Origin of the sequence: Janthinobacterium rivuli (genome assembly GCF_029690045.1) — a bacterium.
In the GTDB taxonomy this organism is placed as follows: Bacteria; Pseudomonadota; Gammaproteobacteria; order Burkholderiales; family Burkholderiaceae_D; genus Janthinobacterium; species Janthinobacterium rivuli.
The window spans coordinates 4,478,959-4,499,717 of sequence record NZ_CP121464.1; the positions used below are offsets into that span (position 1 = coordinate 4,478,959).

At 60.5% G+C, this 20,759-nt stretch carries 18 protein-coding genes, 6 tRNA genes and 3 pseudogenes; 6 read left to right on the forward strand and 21 right to left on the reverse strand.

Annotated elements, in window-relative coordinates:
- Positions 1-373: 373 nt before the first annotated feature.
- The gene (locus P9875_RS20335; RefSeq protein ID WP_035820218.1) at positions 374-2,086 is read left to right on the forward strand and encodes a methyl-accepting chemotaxis protein; all 1,713 of its coding nucleotides are present in this window, start codon (positions 374-376) and stop codon (positions 2,084-2,086) included.
- A gap of 23 nt (positions 2,087-2,109) precedes the next feature.
- On the opposite strand, the gene P9875_RS20340 is transcribed toward P9875_RS20335, so the two are convergent.
- From P9875_RS20340 to P9875_RS20350, 3 genes are all read right to left on the reverse strand, one after another.
- Positions 2,110-3,825 carry a S41 family peptidase gene (locus tag P9875_RS20340; RefSeq protein ID WP_278316447.1) on the reverse strand — a complete coding sequence of 572 codons (1,716 nt, stop codon included), beginning with the start codon at positions 3,823-3,825 and terminating at the stop codon, positions 2,110-2,112.
- Between the two features lie 71 nt (positions 3,826-3,896).
- Positions 3,897-4,349, reverse strand: coding sequence for a hypothetical protein (locus P9875_RS20345; RefSeq protein ID WP_099400498.1), 453 nt, complete (start codon positions 4,347-4,349; stop codon positions 3,897-3,899).
- Between the two features lie 33 nt (positions 4,350-4,382).
- Positions 4,383-5,870, reverse strand: a complete 1,488-nt coding sequence (locus P9875_RS20350) for a SulP family inorganic anion transporter (protein ID WP_278316448.1) — start codon at positions 5,868-5,870, stop codon at positions 4,383-4,385.
- Between the two features lie 230 nt (positions 5,871-6,100).
- Between P9875_RS20350 and P9875_RS28760 the strand changes: the two are divergent.
- From P9875_RS28760 to P9875_RS20370, 5 genes and pseudogenes are all read left to right on the forward strand, one after another.
- Positions 6,101-6,205: pseudogene (locus P9875_RS28760) on the forward strand (IS66 family transposase); the annotation flags it as partial.
- A pseudogene (locus P9875_RS20355) lies at positions 6,205-6,393 on the forward strand (IS66 family transposase); the annotation flags it as partial. The pseudogenes P9875_RS28760 and P9875_RS20355, both read left to right, overlap by 1 nt.
- 120 nt (positions 6,394-6,513) lie before the next feature.
- Positions 6,514-7,845: a sensor histidine kinase gene (locus tag P9875_RS20360; protein ID WP_278316449.1), complete on the forward strand. Its 1,332-nt coding sequence runs from the start codon at positions 6,514-6,516 to the stop codon at positions 7,843-7,845.
- The gene (locus P9875_RS20365) at positions 7,845-8,597 is read left to right on the forward strand and encodes a LytR/AlgR family response regulator transcription factor (protein ID WP_035820222.1); all 753 of its coding nucleotides are present in this window, start codon (positions 7,845-7,847) and stop codon (positions 8,595-8,597) included. The genes P9875_RS20360 and P9875_RS20365 overlap by 1 nt, the downstream gene beginning before the upstream one ends.
- Positions 8,598-8,702: 105 nt before the next feature.
- Entirely contained in the window at positions 8,703-9,755 is a 1,053-nt protein-coding gene (locus P9875_RS20370) for a S41 family peptidase (protein ID WP_176389545.1), read from the forward strand.
- Here P9875_RS20370 and P9875_RS20375 read toward each other — a convergent pair.
- The 18 genes and pseudogenes from P9875_RS20375 to lepA form a co-directional block, all read right to left on the reverse strand.
- A complete protein-coding gene (locus tag P9875_RS20375) occupies positions 9,752-9,946 on the reverse strand; it encodes a hypothetical protein (RefSeq protein ID WP_176389544.1) in 195 nt (64 codons plus the stop codon). The genes P9875_RS20370 and P9875_RS20375 overlap by 4 nt on opposite strands.
- Entirely contained in the window at positions 9,934-10,149 is a 216-nt protein-coding gene (locus P9875_RS20380) for a transposase (RefSeq protein ID WP_255206282.1), read from the reverse strand. Before P9875_RS20380 ends, P9875_RS20375 begins: the two co-directional genes overlap by 13 nt.
- Before the next feature lie 151 nt (positions 10,150-10,300).
- Positions 10,301-10,374, reverse strand: a tRNA-Cys gene (locus P9875_RS20385).
- A gap of 42 nt (positions 10,375-10,416) precedes the next feature.
- Positions 10,417-10,492, reverse strand: a tRNA-Gly gene (locus tag P9875_RS20390).
- An 85-nt stretch (positions 10,493-10,577) separates the two neighbouring features.
- A tRNA-Gly gene (locus P9875_RS20395) sits at positions 10,578-10,653 on the reverse strand.
- Positions 10,654-10,708: 55 nt separating this feature from the next.
- Positions 10,709-10,784 (reverse strand) — tRNA-Gly (locus tag P9875_RS20400).
- Positions 10,785-10,855: 71 nt separating this feature from the next.
- A tRNA-Gly gene (locus P9875_RS20405) sits at positions 10,856-10,931 on the reverse strand.
- 92 nt (positions 10,932-11,023) lie between these two features.
- A tRNA-Gly gene (locus P9875_RS20410) sits at positions 11,024-11,099 on the reverse strand.
- 118 nt (positions 11,100-11,217) lie between these two features.
- Entirely contained in the window at positions 11,218-11,802 is a 585-nt protein-coding gene (pgsA, locus tag P9875_RS20415) for a CDP-diacylglycerol--glycerol-3-phosphate 3-phosphatidyltransferase (protein ID WP_034749601.1), read from the reverse strand.
- A gap of 127 nt (positions 11,803-11,929) precedes the next feature.
- Positions 11,930-12,116, reverse strand: a pseudogene (locus P9875_RS28765) (helix-hairpin-helix domain-containing protein); the annotation flags it as partial.
- Positions 12,117-12,124: 8 nt separating this feature from the next.
- A complete protein-coding gene (uvrC, locus tag P9875_RS20420; protein ID WP_278316450.1) occupies positions 12,125-14,005 on the reverse strand; it encodes an excinuclease ABC subunit UvrC in 1,881 nt (626 codons plus the stop codon).
- 24 nt (positions 14,006-14,029) lie between these two features.
- Positions 14,030-14,425 carry a holo-ACP synthase gene (gene acpS, locus P9875_RS20425; RefSeq protein WP_176389542.1) on the reverse strand — a complete coding sequence of 132 codons (396 nt, stop codon included), beginning with the start codon at positions 14,423-14,425 and terminating at the stop codon, positions 14,030-14,032.
- A 22-nt stretch (positions 14,426-14,447) separates the two neighbouring features.
- Positions 14,448-15,209 carry a pyridoxine 5'-phosphate synthase gene (gene pdxJ / locus P9875_RS20430; RefSeq protein ID WP_278316451.1) on the reverse strand — a complete coding sequence of 254 codons (762 nt, stop codon included), beginning with the start codon at positions 15,207-15,209 and terminating at the stop codon, positions 14,448-14,450.
- A gap of 42 nt (positions 15,210-15,251) precedes the next feature.
- A complete protein-coding gene (gene recO / locus P9875_RS20435; protein WP_278316452.1) occupies positions 15,252-16,085 on the reverse strand; it encodes a DNA repair protein RecO in 834 nt (277 codons plus the stop codon).
- A 28-nt stretch (positions 16,086-16,113) separates the two neighbouring features.
- The gene (era, locus tag P9875_RS20440; RefSeq protein WP_034749612.1) at positions 16,114-17,016 is read right to left on the reverse strand and encodes a GTPase Era; all 903 of its coding nucleotides are present in this window, start codon (positions 17,014-17,016) and stop codon (positions 16,114-16,116) included.
- Position 17,017: 1 nt separating this feature from the next.
- Positions 17,018-17,833, reverse strand: coding sequence for a ribonuclease III (gene rnc, locus P9875_RS20445; RefSeq protein WP_034749615.1), 816 nt, complete (start codon positions 17,831-17,833; stop codon positions 17,018-17,020).
- Between the two features lie 74 nt (positions 17,834-17,907).
- Entirely contained in the window at positions 17,908-18,825 is a 918-nt protein-coding gene (lepB, locus tag P9875_RS20450; RefSeq protein ID WP_278316453.1) for a signal peptidase I, read from the reverse strand.
- A gap of 3 nt (positions 18,826-18,828) precedes the next feature.
- Positions 18,829-20,619, reverse strand: coding sequence for a translation elongation factor 4 (gene lepA, locus P9875_RS20455; RefSeq protein ID WP_035820235.1), 1,791 nt, complete (start codon positions 20,617-20,619; stop codon positions 18,829-18,831).
- Positions 20,620-20,759 lie beyond the last annotated feature (140 nt).

Below are 20,759 nucleotides of genomic sequence, written 5' to 3' on the forward strand. Positions count from 1 at the left end.
TGGTCGATGTTTTAATACGAATGATTATCATTAGTATTTTATCAGCGAGTGATGCCTAAAGTAAGGGTTACTGTAAGTGATAGTACTTATGGACTAGGTACTTGATGTAAAAACACAACAGGAAATCAATATCAAAAAACAATTAAAATTGCTTTGAAAAACTATTTCTCTGCGTCAATGCTATACTTGCGGCTTGCTGGGCAACGGTCAGCCTGACCGACATGCCCCTTGCTTTACCTCCATCGCCACGCTCAGCGTGGCGCGCCGCACAGCCATCACGCGGCACCCGAAGACCCCGATCCCCTGCGCCTTGCGGCGCCTGTCCGCCCCTGCTGGCGGCGGCGATCATGACTATTAAACTGTTAGGAATTACATGAAAAACCTGAACATCGGCAGCCGCCTTGGCGTCGGCTTTGCTGTCGTATTGCTGTTGCTTGCCGCCTTGACCGTCACCGCCCTCGTGCGCATGCAAACGGCCAGCGACCTGACTTACCGCCTCATCAATACCAGCATCAAGAACCAGCGCATGGTGGCCGAATGGTCGAAGATCATTGAACTCAACAGCGTGCGCGGCGTCGCCTCGTTTGAAATCACCGATCCCGTCGTGCGCGCCAAGATCGAGGAAGACTTGAAAGTCGATGCGGAGCGTTCCAGCAAGCTGCAGGATGACATCATCGCGTCCTTGCTCAACCCGGCCGTGATCGAGCAATTCAAGGTCGTGCGCAAGGTGCGCACCGACTACGTGACGACGCGCGCGCGCGCCTTCAAGATGAAGGCCGACGGCGACATGGCAGGCGCCAAGATCGTGTTCGACAAGGAAGTCGCACCGATCACTGTGGCTTATCTGGCCGAAGTGAAACGCTTTGCCGGCATGCAGATCAAGGCCGCCGACGGCGTCGGCAACAGCATCATCGAAGCCTACAGCGGCACCCGCGTTTTCCTGATCACCATGGGCGTGCTGGCTGTGCTGATGGGCATCGGTTTCGCCTGGTGGATCACGCGTTCGATCACCGGCCCCATCCGCGCCGCCGTGAAAGTGGCGGAAACCGTGGCAGCGGGCGACCTGAGCAGCGTCATCACGGCGCAAGGCCGCGATGAAACGGGCCAGCTGATGCACGCCCTGAAAACCATGAACGACAGCCTCGTCGGCATCGTGGGACAAGTACGCAGCGGCACCGACACCATCGCCACGGCGTCCGCGGAAATCGCCGCCGGCAACCAGGACCTGTCGTCGCGCACGGAGCAGCAAGCCAGTTCGCTGGAAGAAACGGCCTCGTCGATGGAAGAACTGACCTCGACCGTGAAACAGAATGCCGACAACGCGCGCCAGGCGAATAAACTGGCCGGCGACGCAGCCGGCATCGCCAGCCGCGGCGGCGCCGTGGTGGCCGAAGTGGTCGCCACCATGGGCGAGATCAATACCTCGTCGAAGAAAATCGTCGACATCATTTCCGTCATCGATGGCATCGCCTTCCAGACCAACATCCTGGCCCTGAACGCGGCCGTGGAAGCGGCACGCGCCGGCGAACAGGGCCGCGGCTTTGCCGTGGTCGCCACGGAAGTGCGCAACCTGGCACAGCGTTCGGCAGCGGCGGCGAAAGAGATCAAGGGCTTGATCGACGACTCCGTGCAAAAAGTCGACGTGGGCACGGACCTGGTCGACAAGGCAGGCAAGACGATGGAAGAAATCGTGCAAAGTATCGGCTTCGTCACCTCCATCATGAGCGAGATCAGCAACGCCAGCGAAGAACAGAGCGCGGGCATTGAGCAAGTCAACCAGGCCATTTCCGAAATGGATCAAGTGACCCAGCAGAATGCAGCCCTGGTGGAAGAAGCGTCGGCAGCGGCCGAAGCGATGCAGGAACAGGCGAGTGAACTGGCGCAAGTGGTCAGCGTCTTCCGCCTCGACGCCAATGCGGCGGCCACCGACCGTTTCAGCGTGAAAACCGCACAGCGCAGCGCGCCGGCCGCGACAGCCCCTGCCGCGCCAGCCCGCAAGGCCTCCACCCCTGCCCTGCGCCTGCCCGTGATGCGCAACAGCGGCAAGGCCGCGGCGCCGGCCGAAGGCGAGTGGGAAGAGTTTTAAGTCCGCGTCAACAGCAAGAACAGCTATTGCCGGCGTATCTCGGCAATGGCTGCCTCCAGCACCTCGTCGCGCCCGGCCCGTATGCCGGCAAGCGTGGGCCTGACCTCGATATCGGGAATGATGCCCACGCGCTGCGTGGGGCGCCGGTCCGGATAAAACACGCCGATGCCGCTGATCAGGGTGCTCAAGCCGCCGGGCAGCGAAAACGTCGAAATATTCCCATCCGCGCCAGCCGTGGTGCTGCCGACCACCTTCGCGCGCGGCGCCACGCGCAAGGCCATGGCCGTGTATTCGGCCTGGCTCTGGCTCACTTCATCGACCAGCAGCATGACCTTGCCCGCATAGCGCGGCGCTTGCGGGTACAAGGCCACAGGCTGGGTCCAGTGAAAGGCGCCGGGGTTGCCAAGGTCGCCTTTGGTAAAGCGGGCAAACGCCGTGGGCCGCTCGACCAGGTAAGCGCCCAGGGCAAAGACGACAAACTCGCGCGGGTAGTTGCGTATATCGATAATCAGGCCGCGGCTGCCTGCCGCCGCTGCCATATGCGCCGCCACGTCGGCCCGCTTGAGGCTCGACAGCTTGAGGTAGGCGATATCGTCGCCCAGGCGCTGAAACGTTTCCCCTTCCCTGTCATGCGTATCCGGACCCGCTTGCCGCCCGGCTGGCACGCGCTGCGCCGTCAATTCCACAGCCTCCTGGCCGCGGCGCACCTGCAGCCGGATTGCACCGCAGGCGCCAGCCGTCAGCCTGCCCGCCATGTCGCGCAAGCGCGCCGCCTCATTCGATGCCGCATAGTGGGGCCGCCAGGTGGCGACCAGTTGCGCCACCGGCACGCCATCGACGCTGTCAATGACATCGCCGACCTGCAAGCGCGTCGCCGCCCCGGCTTCCCGGTAACCCACTACCACCGCGCTGCTGTCGATGAAGCGAATCTTGACTGGCAGCCGGCATTGCCCCACGGGCGGACGCACGTGCATCGAACTCCACAGATTAGTATGGGTATCGTGCAGGCGCGCGATCACCGCCATCATTTCCAGCTGATAGCTGGCGCGGTCCCTGGCCAGCGCGATGCGCGGCAGCGACTGGCGCAGGACGTCATCCCAGTTTTCCCCTGTCAGATCGCGGTAGGGCGCCCAGTATTCGATGATATTCCAGAAGCGAAACAAGGCCAGCAACTGAAAGCCGGCATCGGGCAGCGCCAGGTCCGGATAGGCTGGTTCATGTTCAAAAACGGGATTGCCCACCTGCTCCTGCATGCGCAGATAAAATTGGCTGGCCGACGCCGGCCGGTGCAGATAAATGTGCCGCAGATCGGCGCGCAAGCCCGCGCCCAGCAAGCTCGCATCATCCATCCATTGCAGCGCGGGACGCAGATGCAGCTCACCCTGCGCCGGGACGGCACAAGGGTCGCAGCCGGCAAGCGACCCCAGACCGGCGATCCAGTCCCGCAGCACGGCATCGCCCGCCGCCCTGTCGGGCGCGGCCAGCATTTTCGGCATGACACGCAGGAGTTCATAGTCCCACTGCCGCCCGCCCGCGGTGATCAAGGGGTGATGGTATTTCAGGAAGCCCCATACCTTGCCGAGCACGGCGAGGTTGTCGACTTGTGCCGGCGTCACGGCGTCGAGCGCGATGCGCGAGCCGGCATCGAAGGCGTGATCCGTTTCAAACGCGGTGTGGCGGCCATCCTGCGAAAAAGCCGGTGGCGCCGTAGCGACGAACAGAAAGGCAATGGCTGGCATGCACCAGCGCGCCAGTCTCAGACAGGGTATCCATTTCATCCAGCTTCCTTGACAGGGGTTACGACAGCCATTCAGCTCAGGCGCGCTTGCGCATCCGCGACCAGGGTGGCCAGCTCGCGCGGCACCGCTTGCGCCAGGAAATCGAGCGCCAGTTGTTCCGGATCGATGGCCGCGTCCAGCGGCAAGCCATGCTCGAAGCCGCCCACCATGATACGGCAAAAATGCGGCGATTCCGCCCGCGTTTCCACATACCAGCAGCCCGCATGGCCCTGCACGAAGTATTCGCCGATAAAGTAGCCCAGCATGGTTTTCACCCACTGCCAGCTCTCGTCGCGGATGACGATGGTGCGCATGGCAGCATCGATGTACGGCAGGTATTCGGCCGCGTTGGTCAGCACTTCGTGCGCCGGCTGAATGCCCAGGCGCTCGACGAAATTCACCAGCGAGGCGCCCAGCGCGTCATAGTAGGCATCGAAATCCGCCTGGCTTTGTTGCAGTAATTTTTCTTGTTCGTTCGACAGCATTCACACTCCACAGACATTCAACAATCCCCTATTTTACGCCACGCCCACATCGACTCCGGCCCGCTGCAGCAAGGCCTGGTTGCGGGCCGACAGATGCGTCACCTGCAGGTGCTTGCCTGCCTTGTCATAGCGTTCATACAGGGATTCGATGGCGGCGATGGCCGAGTGATCGGCCATGTGCAGGTGCCGGCAATCGAGGATGACGCGGGCCGGGTCGGCCGCTGTCTGGAACAGTTCCAGGAAGTGCGTGGTGGAAGCAAAAAACAAGGTGCCGTGCGGCAGGTACACGCGCAGGCCCGCGCTGGCGTCATCGATATCGGCACGCATGTCGCGTGCATGCTGCCAGGCAAAATTCAGGGCGGCGATGACGATGCCGCACAGCACAGCCATCGCCAGGTCCGTGAACACCGTGATCACCGTCACGGCAACGATCACCAACGCATCGTGCAAGGGCACCTTGCCCAGCACGCGCAAGGAACCCCAGGCAAACGTCTGTTGCGCCACGACGAACATCACGCCGACCAGAGCGGCCAGCGGGATGCGTTCGATCAGCGGCGACAGAAACAGGATGAACAATAAAATCATCACGCCGGCCGTCACGCCCGACAGGCGCGAGCGGCCGCCCGAGCTCAGGTTGATCATCGTCTGCCCGATCATGGCGCAGCCGCCCATGCCGCCAAACAGGCCAGAAACGACGTTCGACGCGCCCAGGGCGATGCATTCGCGGTTAGGCTGGCCCCGCGTTTCAGTCATCTCATCGGTGAGATTAAAAGTGAGCAAAGTTTCCAGCAAGCCCACCATGGCCATCAGCGCCGCATACGGGAAGATGATGTGCAAGGTGGCCATGTCCAGCGGCACGGTGGGCCAATGCAGGGCCGGCAAGCCGCCGGCGATATGCGCGAGGTCGCCCAGGGTGCGCGTGGGCAGGTGCAGGAAATGACTGAGCACGCCCACTCCCAGGATGGCCACCAGCGCGGGCGGCACGGCTTTTGTCAGGCGCGGCAGCACGTACACGATGGCCATGGTGAGCAGCACCAGCCCAGCCATCACAAGCAAGGGCGTGCCTTGCAGCCAGGTTTCTCCTTGCGGCGTGGCTTGCCGAAAATGTTCCAGCTGGGCCATGGCGATGACGATGGCCAGGCCATTCACAAAGCCCAGCATCACCGGGTAGGGCACCATGCGGATCAATTTCCCAAGACGCAAGATGCCGAACAGCGTCATGATGATGCCGCTCAGCACCACGGTCGCCAGCAGGTATTGCACGCCATGCTGGGCCACCAGCGCCACGATGACGACGGCCATGGAACCGGCGGCGCCCGAAATCATGCCGGGGCGCCCGCCAAAGATGGCCGTGAAGGCACAAATGATGAAGGCGCCGTACAGGCCCATCAGGGGATTCAATTGCGCCACCAGAGCGAAGGCGATGCATTCAGGCACCAGGGCAAACGAGGTGGTCAGGCCGGCCAGGACGTTTTTTTGTATGTTCGAGAACCACTCATCCCGAAAAGTTGCGTTGATCATCGAGTCGTATCCAAAGTCGGAACAGGAAAATGCCGGCCTGATGGGCAATCATCAGGCGCAGCCATGCAGCGGGCGTCACAGAAAAGCTGCGCTGAGGTCGAACGGAGCAGGAAAGTCGTCAGTGACTACATGGGTATGGCGGAAAGGGGAAGTTTCATAAGGCGCCAGGCGGCGCAGCTGAGCTTGCCTGCATTATACAAGATGCGCAGCCGGCAAAAGGTAAGCGTCGGCCCTGCACCGGTTTGCTGGCACATGTCCTGGTGGAGAAATTCGCCGACCACTTGCTGCTCTACCGCCAGAGCGCGATCCATGCACGCGAGGGCGTGGACCTGGAACCTCGGCAGCCATCCTGTACTCGCCCAAGCCATGGCCGGCTCTGACACGCTACTGCGATGATGGCGCTATCGACATCGACAACTCCCCCGCCGAGCGTGCCCTGCGTGGCGTTGCTATTGGCCGCCACAACTATTTGTTTGCGGACGCTGACCGTGCCGCCGCCATCTATTCGCTGACCGGTACGGCCAGTCGGCGTCCATCCCGCCAACGCCGGCTTCCTCCGCGATTTGCAGGCATTCGTCGCATGAGAGAAGACACGGGCATCCGTGCCGCTAGAATGGTGGGCGAGTTAAACACAAGGAATTTGATGAGATCTCCCCCATTTTTGCCATTCAACGCGCCTCCCGTATCGGAAGTCAAGCACGACCGCCACCTTGTGCGCCGCTACTTGCTGCAGTCGGCGCTGCGCTTAAACGCCGGTTCACTCTTGTTCCTGTCGCTGGCGATCGCGCTGCTGCCGCTCTGGCTAAACCACGCCCCGGCGGCGCCGGGCGAAATGGAGACCCGCAAGCTGACTCCGTACATTGTTAGCGGTGTTGTAGCGGCGGTGATGGTCTGGCTCGCGCTGATGTCGAATGGGATCGCACGCGGCTTTCTAGCGCGGCTGGGCGAAGAGGGCAAGGCGCTGAGCGTCGAGGCGATGGCGTCCTTGGTTACGCGTCACATCCATGCGCCGTTCAATCCCTACACCACCTTTGACCTGTGCACCGAGTCCCTGTCAGGGCTGGCGCTCGGCACGGCACTTGGCTACTCCGGTCCGCCTGCGTTTTTTCACGACCCTTTCAAGGGCCGGATCGTGCTGGGTCGCTGGCGCCCGTTGGCGCTGGGGCGCCATGTCGAGGTGAGAATATCGTCCGATTTGGGCCCCAGTTGCGACATTGAGCTGCGCTGCCGACCGGGCCTGGCCTGGTTCGCGATCCAGCAGGGTGAGTCGCTAAAGACTGCCGAGATGGTGTCTACCCAACTGCACCAGCACCTCGCGCGCCATGCAAGCGCGCTAAACGCGGCTCGGCGTGAGCGCGAGCTGGAACGCACCTCTCTGCAGGCACGCCTTTCAGCCTTGCAGGCCCAGGTAGAGCCGCACTTCCTGTTCAATACCCTGGCAAATCTCAAGTATCTGATCCGCACCGACCAGATGGCCGCGCAAGAGATGCTCGACCATCTGGTCGGCTACCTGCAAAACGCGATGCCCGATATGCGCTCGGTGTCCTCGACCCTGGGACGAGAAATGGATCTTGTTAGCGACTACCTGGCGGTGATGCGCATCCGCATGGGCACGCGCCTGCGCTACGCTGTCGAAGTGGCCGAGGAATTGCGCAGCCTGCCATTCCCGCCGGCGATGCTGATCTCGCTTGTGGAGAACGCCGTCAAACACGGTTTGGAGCGGGCCAGCCGACCGGGCCTGATTACCATCAGCGCAAGGCACGAAAGCGACAGCACGGACGGGCTGCTGAGCGTGTCTGTTGTCGACGACGGGGTCGGCTTGACCGAACAAGCCGGGCAAGGAACGGGATTGGCGAATATTACAGAGCGCTTGCTGCTGCTATATGGACGGAAGGCTAGCCTTTTTGTGGAGCCAGGCGACGGACAAGGCGTATGCGCAGTGTTGACGGTGCCTATTGTCGGGAGCCACGCCTGATGCCAAGCGCTCTGATCGTCGAGGACGAGCCTCTGCTAAGGGCGGAGCTGGTGGACCAGCTGCATGCCTTGTGGCCCGAACTGCAAATCGCCGGCCAGGTCGAAAACGGCATCGACGCGGTGGCAAGCATCGACATGCTGAAACCGGACATCGTATTCCTGGACATACAGATGCCCGGCCTGAACGGCATGGAGGTGGCGCGCCATATTCCCGAGTCGTGCCAGGTAGTGTTCGTTACAGCGTATGCGGACTATGCCTTGGCCGCTTTCGATGCCGGCGCGTCCGACTATCTGGTCAAGCCGGTGACGACCTCACGCCTGCTGCAGACGATCCGCCGTCTGAAGTCGCGCACGGCCGCTAGCCCGCCGCCGGCCGTGTGGGAACAGCTCTTTGAACAGGAGAGCGTACCGGTGTACCTCAAGTGGATCAAGGCCTCAAGCGGCAATTCGGTGCGGCTGGTGATGGTGAGCGAAGTGCTGTACTTCCAGTCGAACGAAAAATACACGCGGGTGGTGACGGACAACGGCGATTCGCTGATTCGCTTGCCTCTCAAGTCCCTGCTCGATCAACTGGACCCGCAGTTGTTCACGCAAATCCACCGCAGTGCCGTCGTCAATCTGCAGGCCATTGACCGGATTGAACGCATTGAATCCGGGGTGCGCAGCGGCCCTGGGCTGGAGGTCATCCTGAAAGGCCGGACCGAGCGCTTGACCGTTAGTGAGGGATTTGCCAAGCAGTTCCGCCAGATGTAGCAGGGATCTTAAAGCCGCCCTGCCGATTGGCCGCCTGCGTGACGACGGCGGATTTGTTGGTTCAGTTCGCAGTAAATCATTACAACATATTAAAAAAGGACAATAATGAAAAATAAATGGAGAGTCTCCCTGGCTTTGTTATTGCTGACCGTGACAGGGGCAATCGCAGCCACACCCCCGGTGGCGCCGACAGTGGAGGTCAATCCGGCAGTCCGGTTGGAGGTCATCGATACGCTGATTGCCAAGCTCAATGCCCACTACGTTTTTCCAGACAAAGCCAAACAAGTCGAGCTTGTCTTGCGCCAGCATCAGCGCGAGGGCAAGTACGATAGGGTCACGGATGGTCAACAACTCGCCAAACAGCTATTCGATGACATTGATGGCGTTATCCACGACAAGCATATGTTCATCGATGTCAGTGCCCACCCGGTGCCGCCCGATGATGCAATGCCGCCGCCGCCACAGACGCGGGCGGAATGGGAAAAACAAGTGCCGCCTGCCGTGCTTGAAAGGGTTCTTGCATCAAACCTTGGCGTGGAAAAGGTGGATCATCTTAGTCCCAATATCGGCTACCTGGAGATTTCCTCATTCGGGCCGGTTTTCCTCGTATCCGACAAGTTTGCCGCAGCGATGAATAAACTCGCTAACACCGATGGCCTCATCATCGATCTGCGCAACAACGGCGGTGGCGGCGAAGACTCAGTGGCGCTACTGATCAGCTATCTTGTTGACGGGCGCACCCGCCTCAACGACATCTGGGAACGTGCGACCGGTATCACCACGCAGTATTGGACGCAGGATAAGCTCGACGGCAAACGCTATGGGGGCAAGAAACCGGTCTTCATCTTGGCAGGCCCCGATACGAAGTCCGCCGCCGAATCATTCGCGTACCAAATGCAGGCGCTGAAACGCGCCAAGGTGATCGGGGAACGCACTTGGGGCGGCGCCAACGCTTCGCGCCCATATCGTCTCAGCGAGCATTTTGCTATCTTTATCCCAAGCAAGCGTCCGATCAACTCAATTACCCATACAAACTGGGAGGGCACGGGCGTCACTCCGGATGTAGCGGCAAAGGTGAACGATGCGCTCGCGGCGGCTAAAGTTTTGATGCAGCGACAAGTTCATGGGGACGCGCCACGTGCTACCAAGGATCACTAAAAACTATGGTCGATATGCCGGGGGGCGAAGTTCATATTTGTCACGTCGGGCTGGCCTTCGATGCGCACTTGGACTTGGCCCAGCTCAAGCATGATCGTCCGGCCCACATCGATGGTGGCGTTGCCCGGCGCCGGCGCAGTGCGCGCCAGCACCACCGGCAAGAGGCCATCATCGCGCCTCAACGCAGGCACGCCGAGGCGTCCTTGTGATAGAGGCTGCGCCAGCTGAATACCTGGTTGGCGTTGACGCCGTGTTCGCGCGCGATGCGAGCGACCGAGACGCCCGGTTCGAGCGACAACGCCGCCAAAGCGCGCTTGAACTCCAACGAGCGCTGCCGATAATGGCCGCGCGTATTCGCCGAAATGATCGATTGACAATTTTTGTCCATAATCATAATTTGTGGGCGTAAATATTATGCCAAAATTCGATCATGGATGACGGTGGTCAGGCCGTCCAGACGGCGCGGGGAAAACGCTGACAGCAAAAGTCAGGCAAATGCACGGACAAAAAAATAGCCCACTCGAAAGTGGGCTATTTTTTTCATCTGGAGGCGAGGACGGGAATCGAACCCGTCTAAACGGCTTTGCAGGCCGCTGCATAACCTCTTTGCTACCTCGCCAGAGGAACTGCTAGGGTGCGCCTTGCGGCCCACCTTGAAAACTGGAGCGGGAGAAGAGTCTCGAACTCTCGACCTCAACCTTGGCAAGGTTGCGCTCTACCAACTGAGCTACTCCCGCATTGGAGCTTGGTTACTATACTTAATCACGCCTGCTACTTCAGCGGATAAAAAAAGGAAGCCAGCTTAGCTTCCCTTTAGAATTCTGGAGCGGGAGAAGAGTCTCGAACTCTCGACCTCAACCTTGGCAAGGTTGCGCTCTACCAACTGAGCTACTCCCGCATTGGAGCTTCTATTTTCTGCTACTGCCATCTTGCTGTACTGCTTCAGCTTTCGCTGGAGCGGGAGAAGAGTCTCGAACTCTCGACCTCAACCTTGGCAAGGTTGCGCTCTACCAACTGAGCTACTCCCGCATACGAACCGCTATTTTACTGCTTTTTGCTACCGTTTACCAGTGCTGCTTTACTGCTGATCCAGTATTTACTGGAGCGGGAGAAGAGTCTCGAACTCTCGACCTCAACCTTGGCAAGGTTGCGCTCTACCAACTGAGCTACTCCCGCAGTGGACAACATTGTATCAGAAGCTCTACTACATCGCCAGTACTACTTTTTACTGCATTCGCTGTTTTTACCTATGACACGATCCAGAAAACTGGAGCGGGAGAAGAGTCTCGAACTCTCGACCTCAACCTTGGCAAGGTTGCGCTCTACCAACTGAGCTACTCCCGCGTCATCAACAACAGGCCAGCATTATAGAGGGATTACAGGGGCTGTCAACGGGCAATATCTGGTCTTTTGCAAAATATTCCGCCGAAAATAGCCGCCTGCTTATTCTTAGTGCAAATTCTTAGTGCAAATTTCCCGCTTTTTCTTTAATAAGCGGCCATGCCAGGCGCAAGTAATAGAACATCGACCACACGGTCAGCACGCAGGCGATCCACAGCAGCTTCTCGCCCCACACGTGGGTGTCGATCGCGCCGAAAATCACTTCGTGGTACAGCAGCAAGGGAATGGCCGTCATTTGCGCGGCCGTCTTGATCTTGCCGATCGAGCTGACGGCTACCGATTTCGATGCGCCGATCTGCGCCATCCATTCGCGCAGCGCGGAAATCGTAATTTCACGGCCGATGATGATGAAGGCCAGCACGGCATTGACGCGGTCCAGCTGCACCAGCACCAGCAAGGCGCCCGCCACCATCAGCTTGTCGGCCACGGGGTCGAGGAAGGCGCCGAAGGCCGAGGTCTGGTTCCAGCGCCGCGCGAGGAAACCATCGAACCAGTCGGTCACGGCGGCAACGATAAAGACCAGGGTGGCAACCAGGTTCTGGTCGCCATGCAGCAGCATAGACGGAGGCAAATAAAACACGCCGACGACGAGCGGTATCAGGGCCACGCGCAGCCAGGTCAAAAGGATGGGAATATTAAAAGGCATAAGGGTGCAATCGGCCGACGGGTAAATTGAATATGAAGAAAGTGTGAAGAAAGCGCCACTAGTCTACATGGCCCCGGGATATTAGCCTAGTCCGGTTGCCGCAGCACCGGACCAGGCCATCTATCCATCAATGCAACTGCTTGTAGATTTCTTCCGCCAGTTGCGTGGAAATCCCCTCCACCGACATCAGGTCCTCGACGCTGGCGTCGACCACGCCGCGCAAGCCGCCAAAGCGCGACAGCAGTTTCTGGCGGCGCTTGGCGCCGCATTGTGCCCCTTTCGATCTCTTCCAGGCGCGAGGTCTGGCGCGCCCGTTCGAGCATTAATGCAACTGCTTATATATCTCTTCCGCAAGTTGAGTCGAAATCCCCTCCACCGACATCAGGTCCTCGACGCTGGCGTCGACCACGCCGCGCAAGCCGCCAAAGCGCGACAACAGTTTCTGGCGGCGCTTGGCGCCGATGCCCTCGATTTCTTCCAGGCGCGAGGTCTGGCGCGTCTTGGCCCGCTTGGCGCGCATGCCGGTAATCGCAAAGCGGTGCGCCTCGTCGCGAATCTGCGCGATCAGCATCAGGGCCGCCGATTCCTTGCCCAGTTCCTGCGCCGCGCGGCCATCGACGAACAGCAGGGTTTCCAGGCCCACCTTTCGCCCGTCCCCCTTGGCCACGCCGACGATCAGGCTGATATCGAGCCCCAGCTCGGCAAACACCTGGCGCGCCATTTCGATCTGCCCCTTGCCGCCGTCGATCAGGACCACATCGGGCATCACGCCATCGCCATTCGCCACCTTTTCATAACGGCGCATGAGGACCTGGCGCATGGCCGCGTAATCGTCGCCGGGGGTGATGTCGTTGATGTTGTAGCGCCGGTATTCGCCGTTCTGCATGGCGTGGTGGTGGAACACGACGCACGAGGCCTGCGTCGCCTCGCCCTGCGTGTGGCTGATGTCGAAACACTCGACGCGCAGGCTGTCGAGGTCTTCCGTTTCGAGGCGCAACGCCTCGGCCAGCGCGCGCGTGCGCGACTGCTGCGAGCCCTGCTCGGACAACAAGCGCGCCAGCGAAATCTCGGCGCCCTTCTGCGCCATTTCCAGCCACTGGCGGCGCTGCCCCTGCGGCTGGAAGATCAGGTTGATGCGGTGACCGCACTGCTCCATCAACGCCACCATCAGGGCTGGCTGGTCGAATTCGATATTCAGGATCAGGGTGCCGGGGATGAATTTTTCCGTGTAGTGCTGGGCCAGGAAGGCGGCCAGCACTTCCACCTCGATGGCTTCCTCGGCAATCGCCGCCGCATCGCTGAGCTGGCTGGGGAAGTAGGCGCGGTCACCCAGGTGGCGTCCGCCGCGCACCATGGCCAGGTTGACGCAGGCGCGCCCGCCCTGCACCAGCACGGCGAGGATGTCGACATCGGCGTCGCCCGTCGTTTCCATGCTTTGCTGGTGCAGCACGCGCGACAGCGAGGCGATCTGGTTGCGCACCACCACGGCCTGCTCGAATTTCAGCTCGGCGGCAAACGCATGCATCTTCTTTTCCAGGTCGGCCAGCACTTCGCTTTGCCGCCCACGCAGGAAGCGCGCCGCGTTTTCCACGTCGTTCTTGTAATCTTCCTTGCTGATCAAGTCCACGCACGGCGCGCTGCAGCGGCCGATCTGGTGCAGCAGGCAGGGCCGCGTGCGGTTCGCATAGACGCTGTCTTCGCAGGTGCGGATGAGGAATACCTTCTGCAGTATCTGCATCGATTCCTTGACGGCCCAGGAACTGGGGAACGGCCCGAAATACTGGTTTTTCTTGTCCACCGCGCCCCGGTAATACACCATGCGCGGCGCATCGCCGTTGGTGATTTTCAGATACGGGTACGACTTGTCGTCGCGGAACAGGATGTTGTAGCGCGGTTGCAGCGCCTTGATCAGGTTGTTTTCCAGGATCAGGGCTTCCGCCTCGCTGTGCGTGACGGTCGTTTCCAGGCGCGCGATGCGCTCGACCATCATGGCGATGCGGGGGCTGGCCAGGTTTTTCTGGAAGTAGCTGGAGACGCGCTTTTTCAGATCGCGCGCCTTGCCGACGTACAGCACCTTGTCAGCGGCGTCGAAATAGCGGTACACACCGGGCAGGTTCGGCAGCTTGGCGACGGTGGCCAGCACCTGCGCGCGCGGGTCGGGCGGCGTCTCCGCCAAGGAAGATTCTGGGCTTGCTTCGGTCATTGCTGGCTCATTGCGCACTTATAGTTACCCTGCTTGCTCCACGATCACAAACGCGACCGCATATTCTTCTTCATCGCTGATGGTCACTTGCGCGCTCAGCCTGTGCTTTTCCATGAACTCGGCCAGCACGCCGCTGCAGACGATCATCGGCTTGCCGCTGGGGTGGTTCAGCATCTGCGCGGCGGGCCAGGTCATCGGCATGCGCAAGCCCAGGCCGATGGCCTTGGAAAACGCCTCTTTTGCCGCGAAGCGCGTGGCGAGGAAACGCACGCCGCGCACGGCATTCCTGGCGCTGCGGGCGCGGAATTTTTCCAGCTCCTGCGGCCCCAGTATTTTTTTGGCGAAACGCTCGCCATGAAGCGCCAACGCCGCCTCGATGCGGGGTATCTTGCAGATATCGGTGCCGATGCCGTAGATCATGCTGCCTCCTTGCTATCTGTTATCAGGCCCTGTGCCCGAGGCGCGTGGCCACCATGATGGCCTTCATTTCACGCACGGCATTTTCCCAGCCGACAAACACGGCATGCGCGACGATGGCGTGGCCGATGTTCAATTCAGCAATGTCGGGAATGGCGGCGATGGCCTGCACATTGGTGTAATGCAAGCCGTGGCCTGCGTTCACTTTCAAGCCGCGGCCCACGCCGAACAGCACGCCCGCCTTGATGCGCTCCAGCTCCGCCAATTGCTCGGCACCCTCGGTGTCCGCATAGCGGCCCGTGTGCAGTTCGATCACGGGCGCGCCGAGCTCGGCGGCGGCGGCGATCTGCTGCTCGTCCGCATCGATGAACAAGCTCACGCGGATGCCCTCGCCTTGCAATTGTTTCACCGCCGCCTGCACTTCCTTGAAGTAGCGCACCACGTCCAGGCCCCCTTCGGTCGTCACTTCCGTGCGTTTTTCCGGCACCAGGCAAACGTCCGCCGGCTTGATGCGGCAGGCGAAATCGATCATCTCGGCCGTGACGGCCGCTTCCAGGTTCATGCGCGTGAGCAACTGCGGTGCGATGGCGATGACGTCCGCATCCTTGATGTGGCGGCGGTCTTCGCGCAGATGCAGGGTGATGGCGTCGGCGCCGGCCTGCTCGGCCAGCAGGCCCGCGCGGACCGGGTCCGGATAGGCGGTGCCGCGCGCATTGCGCAAGGTGGCCACGTGGTCGATATTGACGCCCAGGTCGATGACGGGGCCGGAAGGCTGCAAAAAGCTCATAGTGATGGTATCCGTAAAGTGCTGTCGTGCGGCAAACCGCCGCTACAGCTGCATTAAATCGATCAGTATCTGTCGCGTATTCAAGGTGGCGCCGCCCAGTTGATGGGCCAGCAAAAAGCGCATCAGCAGCTTGCTTTGCGCCTGCGTGGCCACGTCAAGATAATCTTCGCGCTCCATGTCGAGCAGGGTCTTGCCCGTGATCTTCGGCCAGGCATCGCTGGCGCGCGCCGGGCGCGGTCCGCGTTCCGGGTCGACCACGTATACCTGCCCCGCATCGACGGCCTGGCGCGTGCCCGTGCAGCGCGTCAAGTCGGCCGCCACGCCCGTTTCCTTGAGCAAGGCGCGCTCGAACTTGCGCAGCACGATGGGCGGCGGCTCATTGTGCGCCAGTTGATTCAAGGTGGCAACGTAGTGGTCGAACAGGACGGGATGGGGGTCGTCGCGCGCCAGCAATTTCACCAGCAATTCGTTCAGATAAAAGCCACACAGCAAGGCGGTCTTTTCCAGCGGCAACATGCCCCCCACCCATTCCGCGCCGGTGAGGATGCGCAGCTCGGACTTGCCCGTCCAGCCCGCCTGCAGCGGCTGGAACGTCTGCAGCACGCCGCGCAACTGCGAATGGGGCCGCTTGGCGCCCTTGGCGACGAGCGCGATGCGGCCGTATTCGCGCGTAAACACGTCGACGATGAGGCTGGTTTCTTTATGCGGATAGCTGTGCAGCACGAAGGCTGGCTGTCCCGTGACCTTGCCGTCGCGCGCGGGCGGACGGCTGCGGCGGGGCGCGGCGGATGCGGCCGGCGGCGGAATGGCCACCGGCGCAGGGACAACGATGGAGGCTGGCGCAGGATGGTGCAGCGCTGGCGTGGTGGTGCTCATGCGTGTGGCGTCGCCCCCGGGTTGCGGATTACTCGTAGCCGTAGGCGCGCAAGCCCGCCTCGTTGTCGGCCCAGCCCGACTTGACCTTGACCCAGATTTCCAGGTACACGGGGCCGCCGAACAACTTTTCCATATCCAGGCGGGCCTGGGTGGAGACTTCCTTCAGGCGCGCGCCCTTGTTGCCGATGATCATGGATTTATGGGTATCGCGCTCGACCAGGATGGCGGCAAACACGCGGCGCAGATCGCCTTCCTGCTCGAATTTCTCGATCAGCACGGTGCTCGTGTACGGCAGTTCGTCGCCCACGAAGCGGAACAGCTTTTCGCGCACGATTTCCGAGGCGAGGAATTTTTCGCTGCGGTCGGTGATGTCGTCCGGTCCAAAGATCGGCTGGTTTTCCGGCAAGAAGCGCTTGATTTCGTTCTGCAAGCCTTCCAACTGGAAGTGCAGCTTGGCGGAAACAGGCACGATGGCGGCGAAGTCGCGCATGGCGGCAATCTTTTGCGCGAACGGCAGCAGCACGGCCTTGTCTTTCACGCGGTCTGATTTGTTGATGACGAGAATGCACGGCACTTCCTTCGGCAGCAGGTCCATCACTTGCTGGTCGGCCGGGCCGAACGTGCCCGCCTCGATCACGTACAAAATCACGTCCGAGGAAATCAGGGTGTTCGTCACGGTCTTGTTCAGCGTCTTGTTCAGCGCGTTCGAGTGGCGCGTCTGGAAGCCAGGCGTGTCGACGTAGATGAATTGCGCGTCCGGCACCGTCTGGATACCCGTGATGCGGTGGCGCGTGGTTTGCGCCTTGCGCGAAGTGATGCTGACCTTCGCGCCGATCAGCACGTTCATCAGGGTCGATTTGCCCACGTTCGGGCGGCCCACGATGGCGATATAGCCACAGCGGAAGTTGTCGGGCATTTTGGTGGCTGTCATGCTAGTGTCGATTCTGTTTAGTGTGAGCGGCGATCGCCGGGGCAGCCGGGGCTTGCGCGTCGTCGCTCTGGATGGTGGCAATGCCGGCCAGCTTGAGCTGGGCGGCGCGCGGTTTCGGCTTGCGGCTGGCGGCAGGCGACTTCAACAACGCCTGCTCGGCCACGTCCAGCGCCAGTTTGGCGGCGGCTTGCTCACCGGCGCGGCGGCTTCCGCCACGACCGTAGACCTGGATATTCAATTTCGGCACCAGGCATTCGATCTCGAATTCCTGGCTGTGGGCGGCGCCGTGGGTGGCCACCACGTTGTACTGTGGCAGCGAAATTTTCTTGCTTTGCAAAAACTCCTGCAGCAGGGTCTTGGCATCCTTGCCCAGGGTTTGCGGATCGACCGAGTCGAGGATGGGGATGTAGAAGGCGCGGATCACCGTGCTGGCGGCGTCAAAACCCGTGTCGAGGAAAATCGCGCCCAGCAAGGCTTCGAGGGTGTCGGCGAGGATCGATGGGCGGCGGAAACCGCCTGATTTCAGTTCGCCTTCGCCCAGGCGCAAAAATTGCGACAATTCCAGCTTTTGCGCGATTTCATACAGCGACTGCTGTTTCACCAGATTGGCGCGCAGGCGCGACAAATCGCCCTCGTCGATGGACTTGAAGCGTTCGTACAGGATGGACGCGACCACGCAGTTGAGGATGGAGTCGCCGAGAAATTCCAGCCGCTCGTTATGCAAACTGCTGTGGCTACGATGCGTCAAGGCTTGCTGCAACAGGCCAGCATCCTGGAACGTATAGCCTAAACGGGTTTGCAATAACTGAAGATTCATTGTTGTTTCTGTGTCATCTGAGTAATTCGGCTGGCTGCCGCGCGGGGAATCGGCGCGGCAGCCATGCGGACGGCTTAGTGTATGCCGCCCACTCTTTTCGGATTGCTGAAATTCATCCACACCAGGAAAGCCTTGCCGACGATGTTCTCGTTCGGCACGAAGCCCCAGTAGCGGCTGTCCGCGCTATTGTCGCGGTTGTCGCCCATCATGAAGTAATTGCCTTGTGGCACTACACACGTAAAACCGTCTTCGTTGTAGTTGCACGCCTCCTTGTGCGGGAAATCCTTCACTTCGCGCAAATTCAACGTAGGAGCAGGCTCGTCGTTGAGGATGCGGTGGCTCACGCTCGTCAGGTTTTCTTCCAGCTGCTTGTGGTAGACCGTGCTTTCATCGTCCAGGTAGTCGTCCAGCGGCGTGTACGCCACTTCCTTGCCGTTGACCGTCAAGCGCTTGTTTTCATAGGTGATTTTATCACCGGGCACGCCGATCACGCGCTTGATATAGTCTTGCGACATATCTTTCGGGTACTTGAACACCATCACGTCGCCGCGCTGCGGATCGTTGACTTCAATGATGCGCTTGTTGACGATAGGCAGACGAATGCCATAAGTAAACTTGTTCACCAGGATCAGATCGCCCACCAGCAAGGTCGGCACCATCGAGCTCGACGGGATCTTGAACGGCTCGTACAGGAACGAGCGCAGGCAGAACACGAGAGCGATGACGGGGAAGAAACTGCCCGAATACTCGACCCAGGTCGGCTGACGCAACAGGGCCGCCTCGATGCTGGCGCGGCTGCCGCCCGCATCGGACTTGATGCCCTCGGCGGCCAGCTTGGACTGGCGCGCATCGAATTCAGCCAGAGCGCGGTCGGCCGCCTTGCGGCGCTGCTTGGACAGATAAAACACATCCAGGCACCAGACCAGGCCCGTCAACACCATCAGCACGAACAGGATTAAAGCGAAATTTCCTAAAATCACTTGCAGGTTCATTGATTAACCATCCACTTGTAAAATTGCCAGGAATGCCTCTTGCGGGATCTCCACGGAACCCACTTGCTTCATGCGTTTCTTACCCGCTTTTTGTTTTTCCAGCAATTTTTTCTTGCGGCTGATGTCGCCGCCATAGCACTTGGCCAGCACGTTCTTGCGCAAGGCTTTCACGTTCTCGCGCGAAATGATGTTGGCGCCGATGGTCGCCTGAATGGCCACGTCGAACATCTGGCGCGGGATCAGTTCGCGCATCTTGGCGGCCACCTGGCGGCCACGGTACTGGCTATTCGAACGGTGGACGATGATGGCCAGCGCATCGACTTTTTCGCTGTTGATCAGCATGTCGACCTTGACCACGTCGGCCGCGCGGTATTCCTTGAACTCGTAATCCATCGAGGCATAGCCGCGCGACGTCGATTTCAGACGGTCGAAGAAGTCCAGCACGATCTCGGCCATCGGCATTTCATACACGAGCTTGACCTGGCGGCCGTGGTAGCTCATGTCCATCTGGATGCCGCGCTTGCCGATACACAAGGTAATCACGGAGCCGACGTATTCCTGCGGCATGTACAGATTGACCGTGACGATAGGCTCGCGCACTTCCTCGATGCGCGACGGATCGGGCATCTTCGATGGATTGTCGACGTTGATCATGGTGCCGTCGCGCTGGATCACTTCGTACACCACGGTCGGCGCCGTGGTGATCAGATCCATGTCGAATTCGCGCTCAAGGCGTTCCTGCACGATTTCCATGTGCAGCAAGCCAAGGAAGCCGCAGCGGAAGCCGAAGCCCAGCGCCTGCGACACTTCCGGCTCGTACATCAGGGCCGCGTCGTTCAATTTCAGCTTTTCCAGCGAGTCGCGCAGCGCGTCGTACTGGTTCGCTTCCACAGGGAACAGGCCGGCGAACACTTGCGGCTGCACTTCCTTGAAGCCAGGCAATGGCGCGGCGGCAGGACGGCCGGCCAGGGTGACGGTGTCGCCCACTTTCGCCGCTTTCAATTCCTTGATGCCGGCGATGATGAAACCCACCTGGCCTGCCGACAATTGCGGCAAGGATTGCGAACGGGGCGAAAACACGCCGATGTCTTCCACCAGCTGAACCGAATCGGTGGCCATCAGGCGGATCTTGTCTTTCGGTTTCAGGGTGCCGTTGACCACGCGCACCAGCATGACCACGCCCACATAGGCGTCATACCAGGAGTCGACGATCAGCGCCTGCAGCGGCGCGTCCGGGTCGCCCTTCGGCGGCGGTACCTTGACGATCAGTTGTTCGAGCACGTCCAGCACGCCGAAGCCCGTCTTGGCCGAGCAATGCACGGCGTCGGCCGCGTCGATGCCGATCACGTCTTCGATCTCGGCAATGGCGTTCGGAGGGTCCGCGTTCGGCAAGTCGATCTTGTTCAGGACGGGCACCACTTCCACGCCCAAGTCCAGCGCCGTGTAGCAGTTGGCCACTGTTTGCGCTTCCACGCCTTGCGACGCGTCAACGACCAGCAGCGCGCCTTCGCACGCCGACAGCGAGCGCGACACTTCATAGCTGAAGTCGACGTGGCCCGGCGTATCGATCAGGTTCAGGTTGTAGATCTGGCCATCGCGCGCCTTGTAGTGCAAGGCCGCCGTTTGCGCCTTGATGGTAATGCCGCGCTCGCGCTCCAGATCCATCGAATCGAGCACCTGCGCCTCCATCTCGCGGTCGGACAAGCCGCCGCACAATTGAATGATGCGGTCAGCCAGGGTCGATTTACCGTGGTCAATATGGGCGATGATGGAGAAGTTGCGTATGTTGTTCATTAACTAATATAAGTGCGAAGTTGACGACACTGCTTTAACAGGAATCATGGGGATCATGCTCGGGCCAAACAGGGCCAAAACCGGGCGCCCCACTCATGATGAAAAAAAGCGCTCCGGGCAGGACATCTGCATGCCCAGGC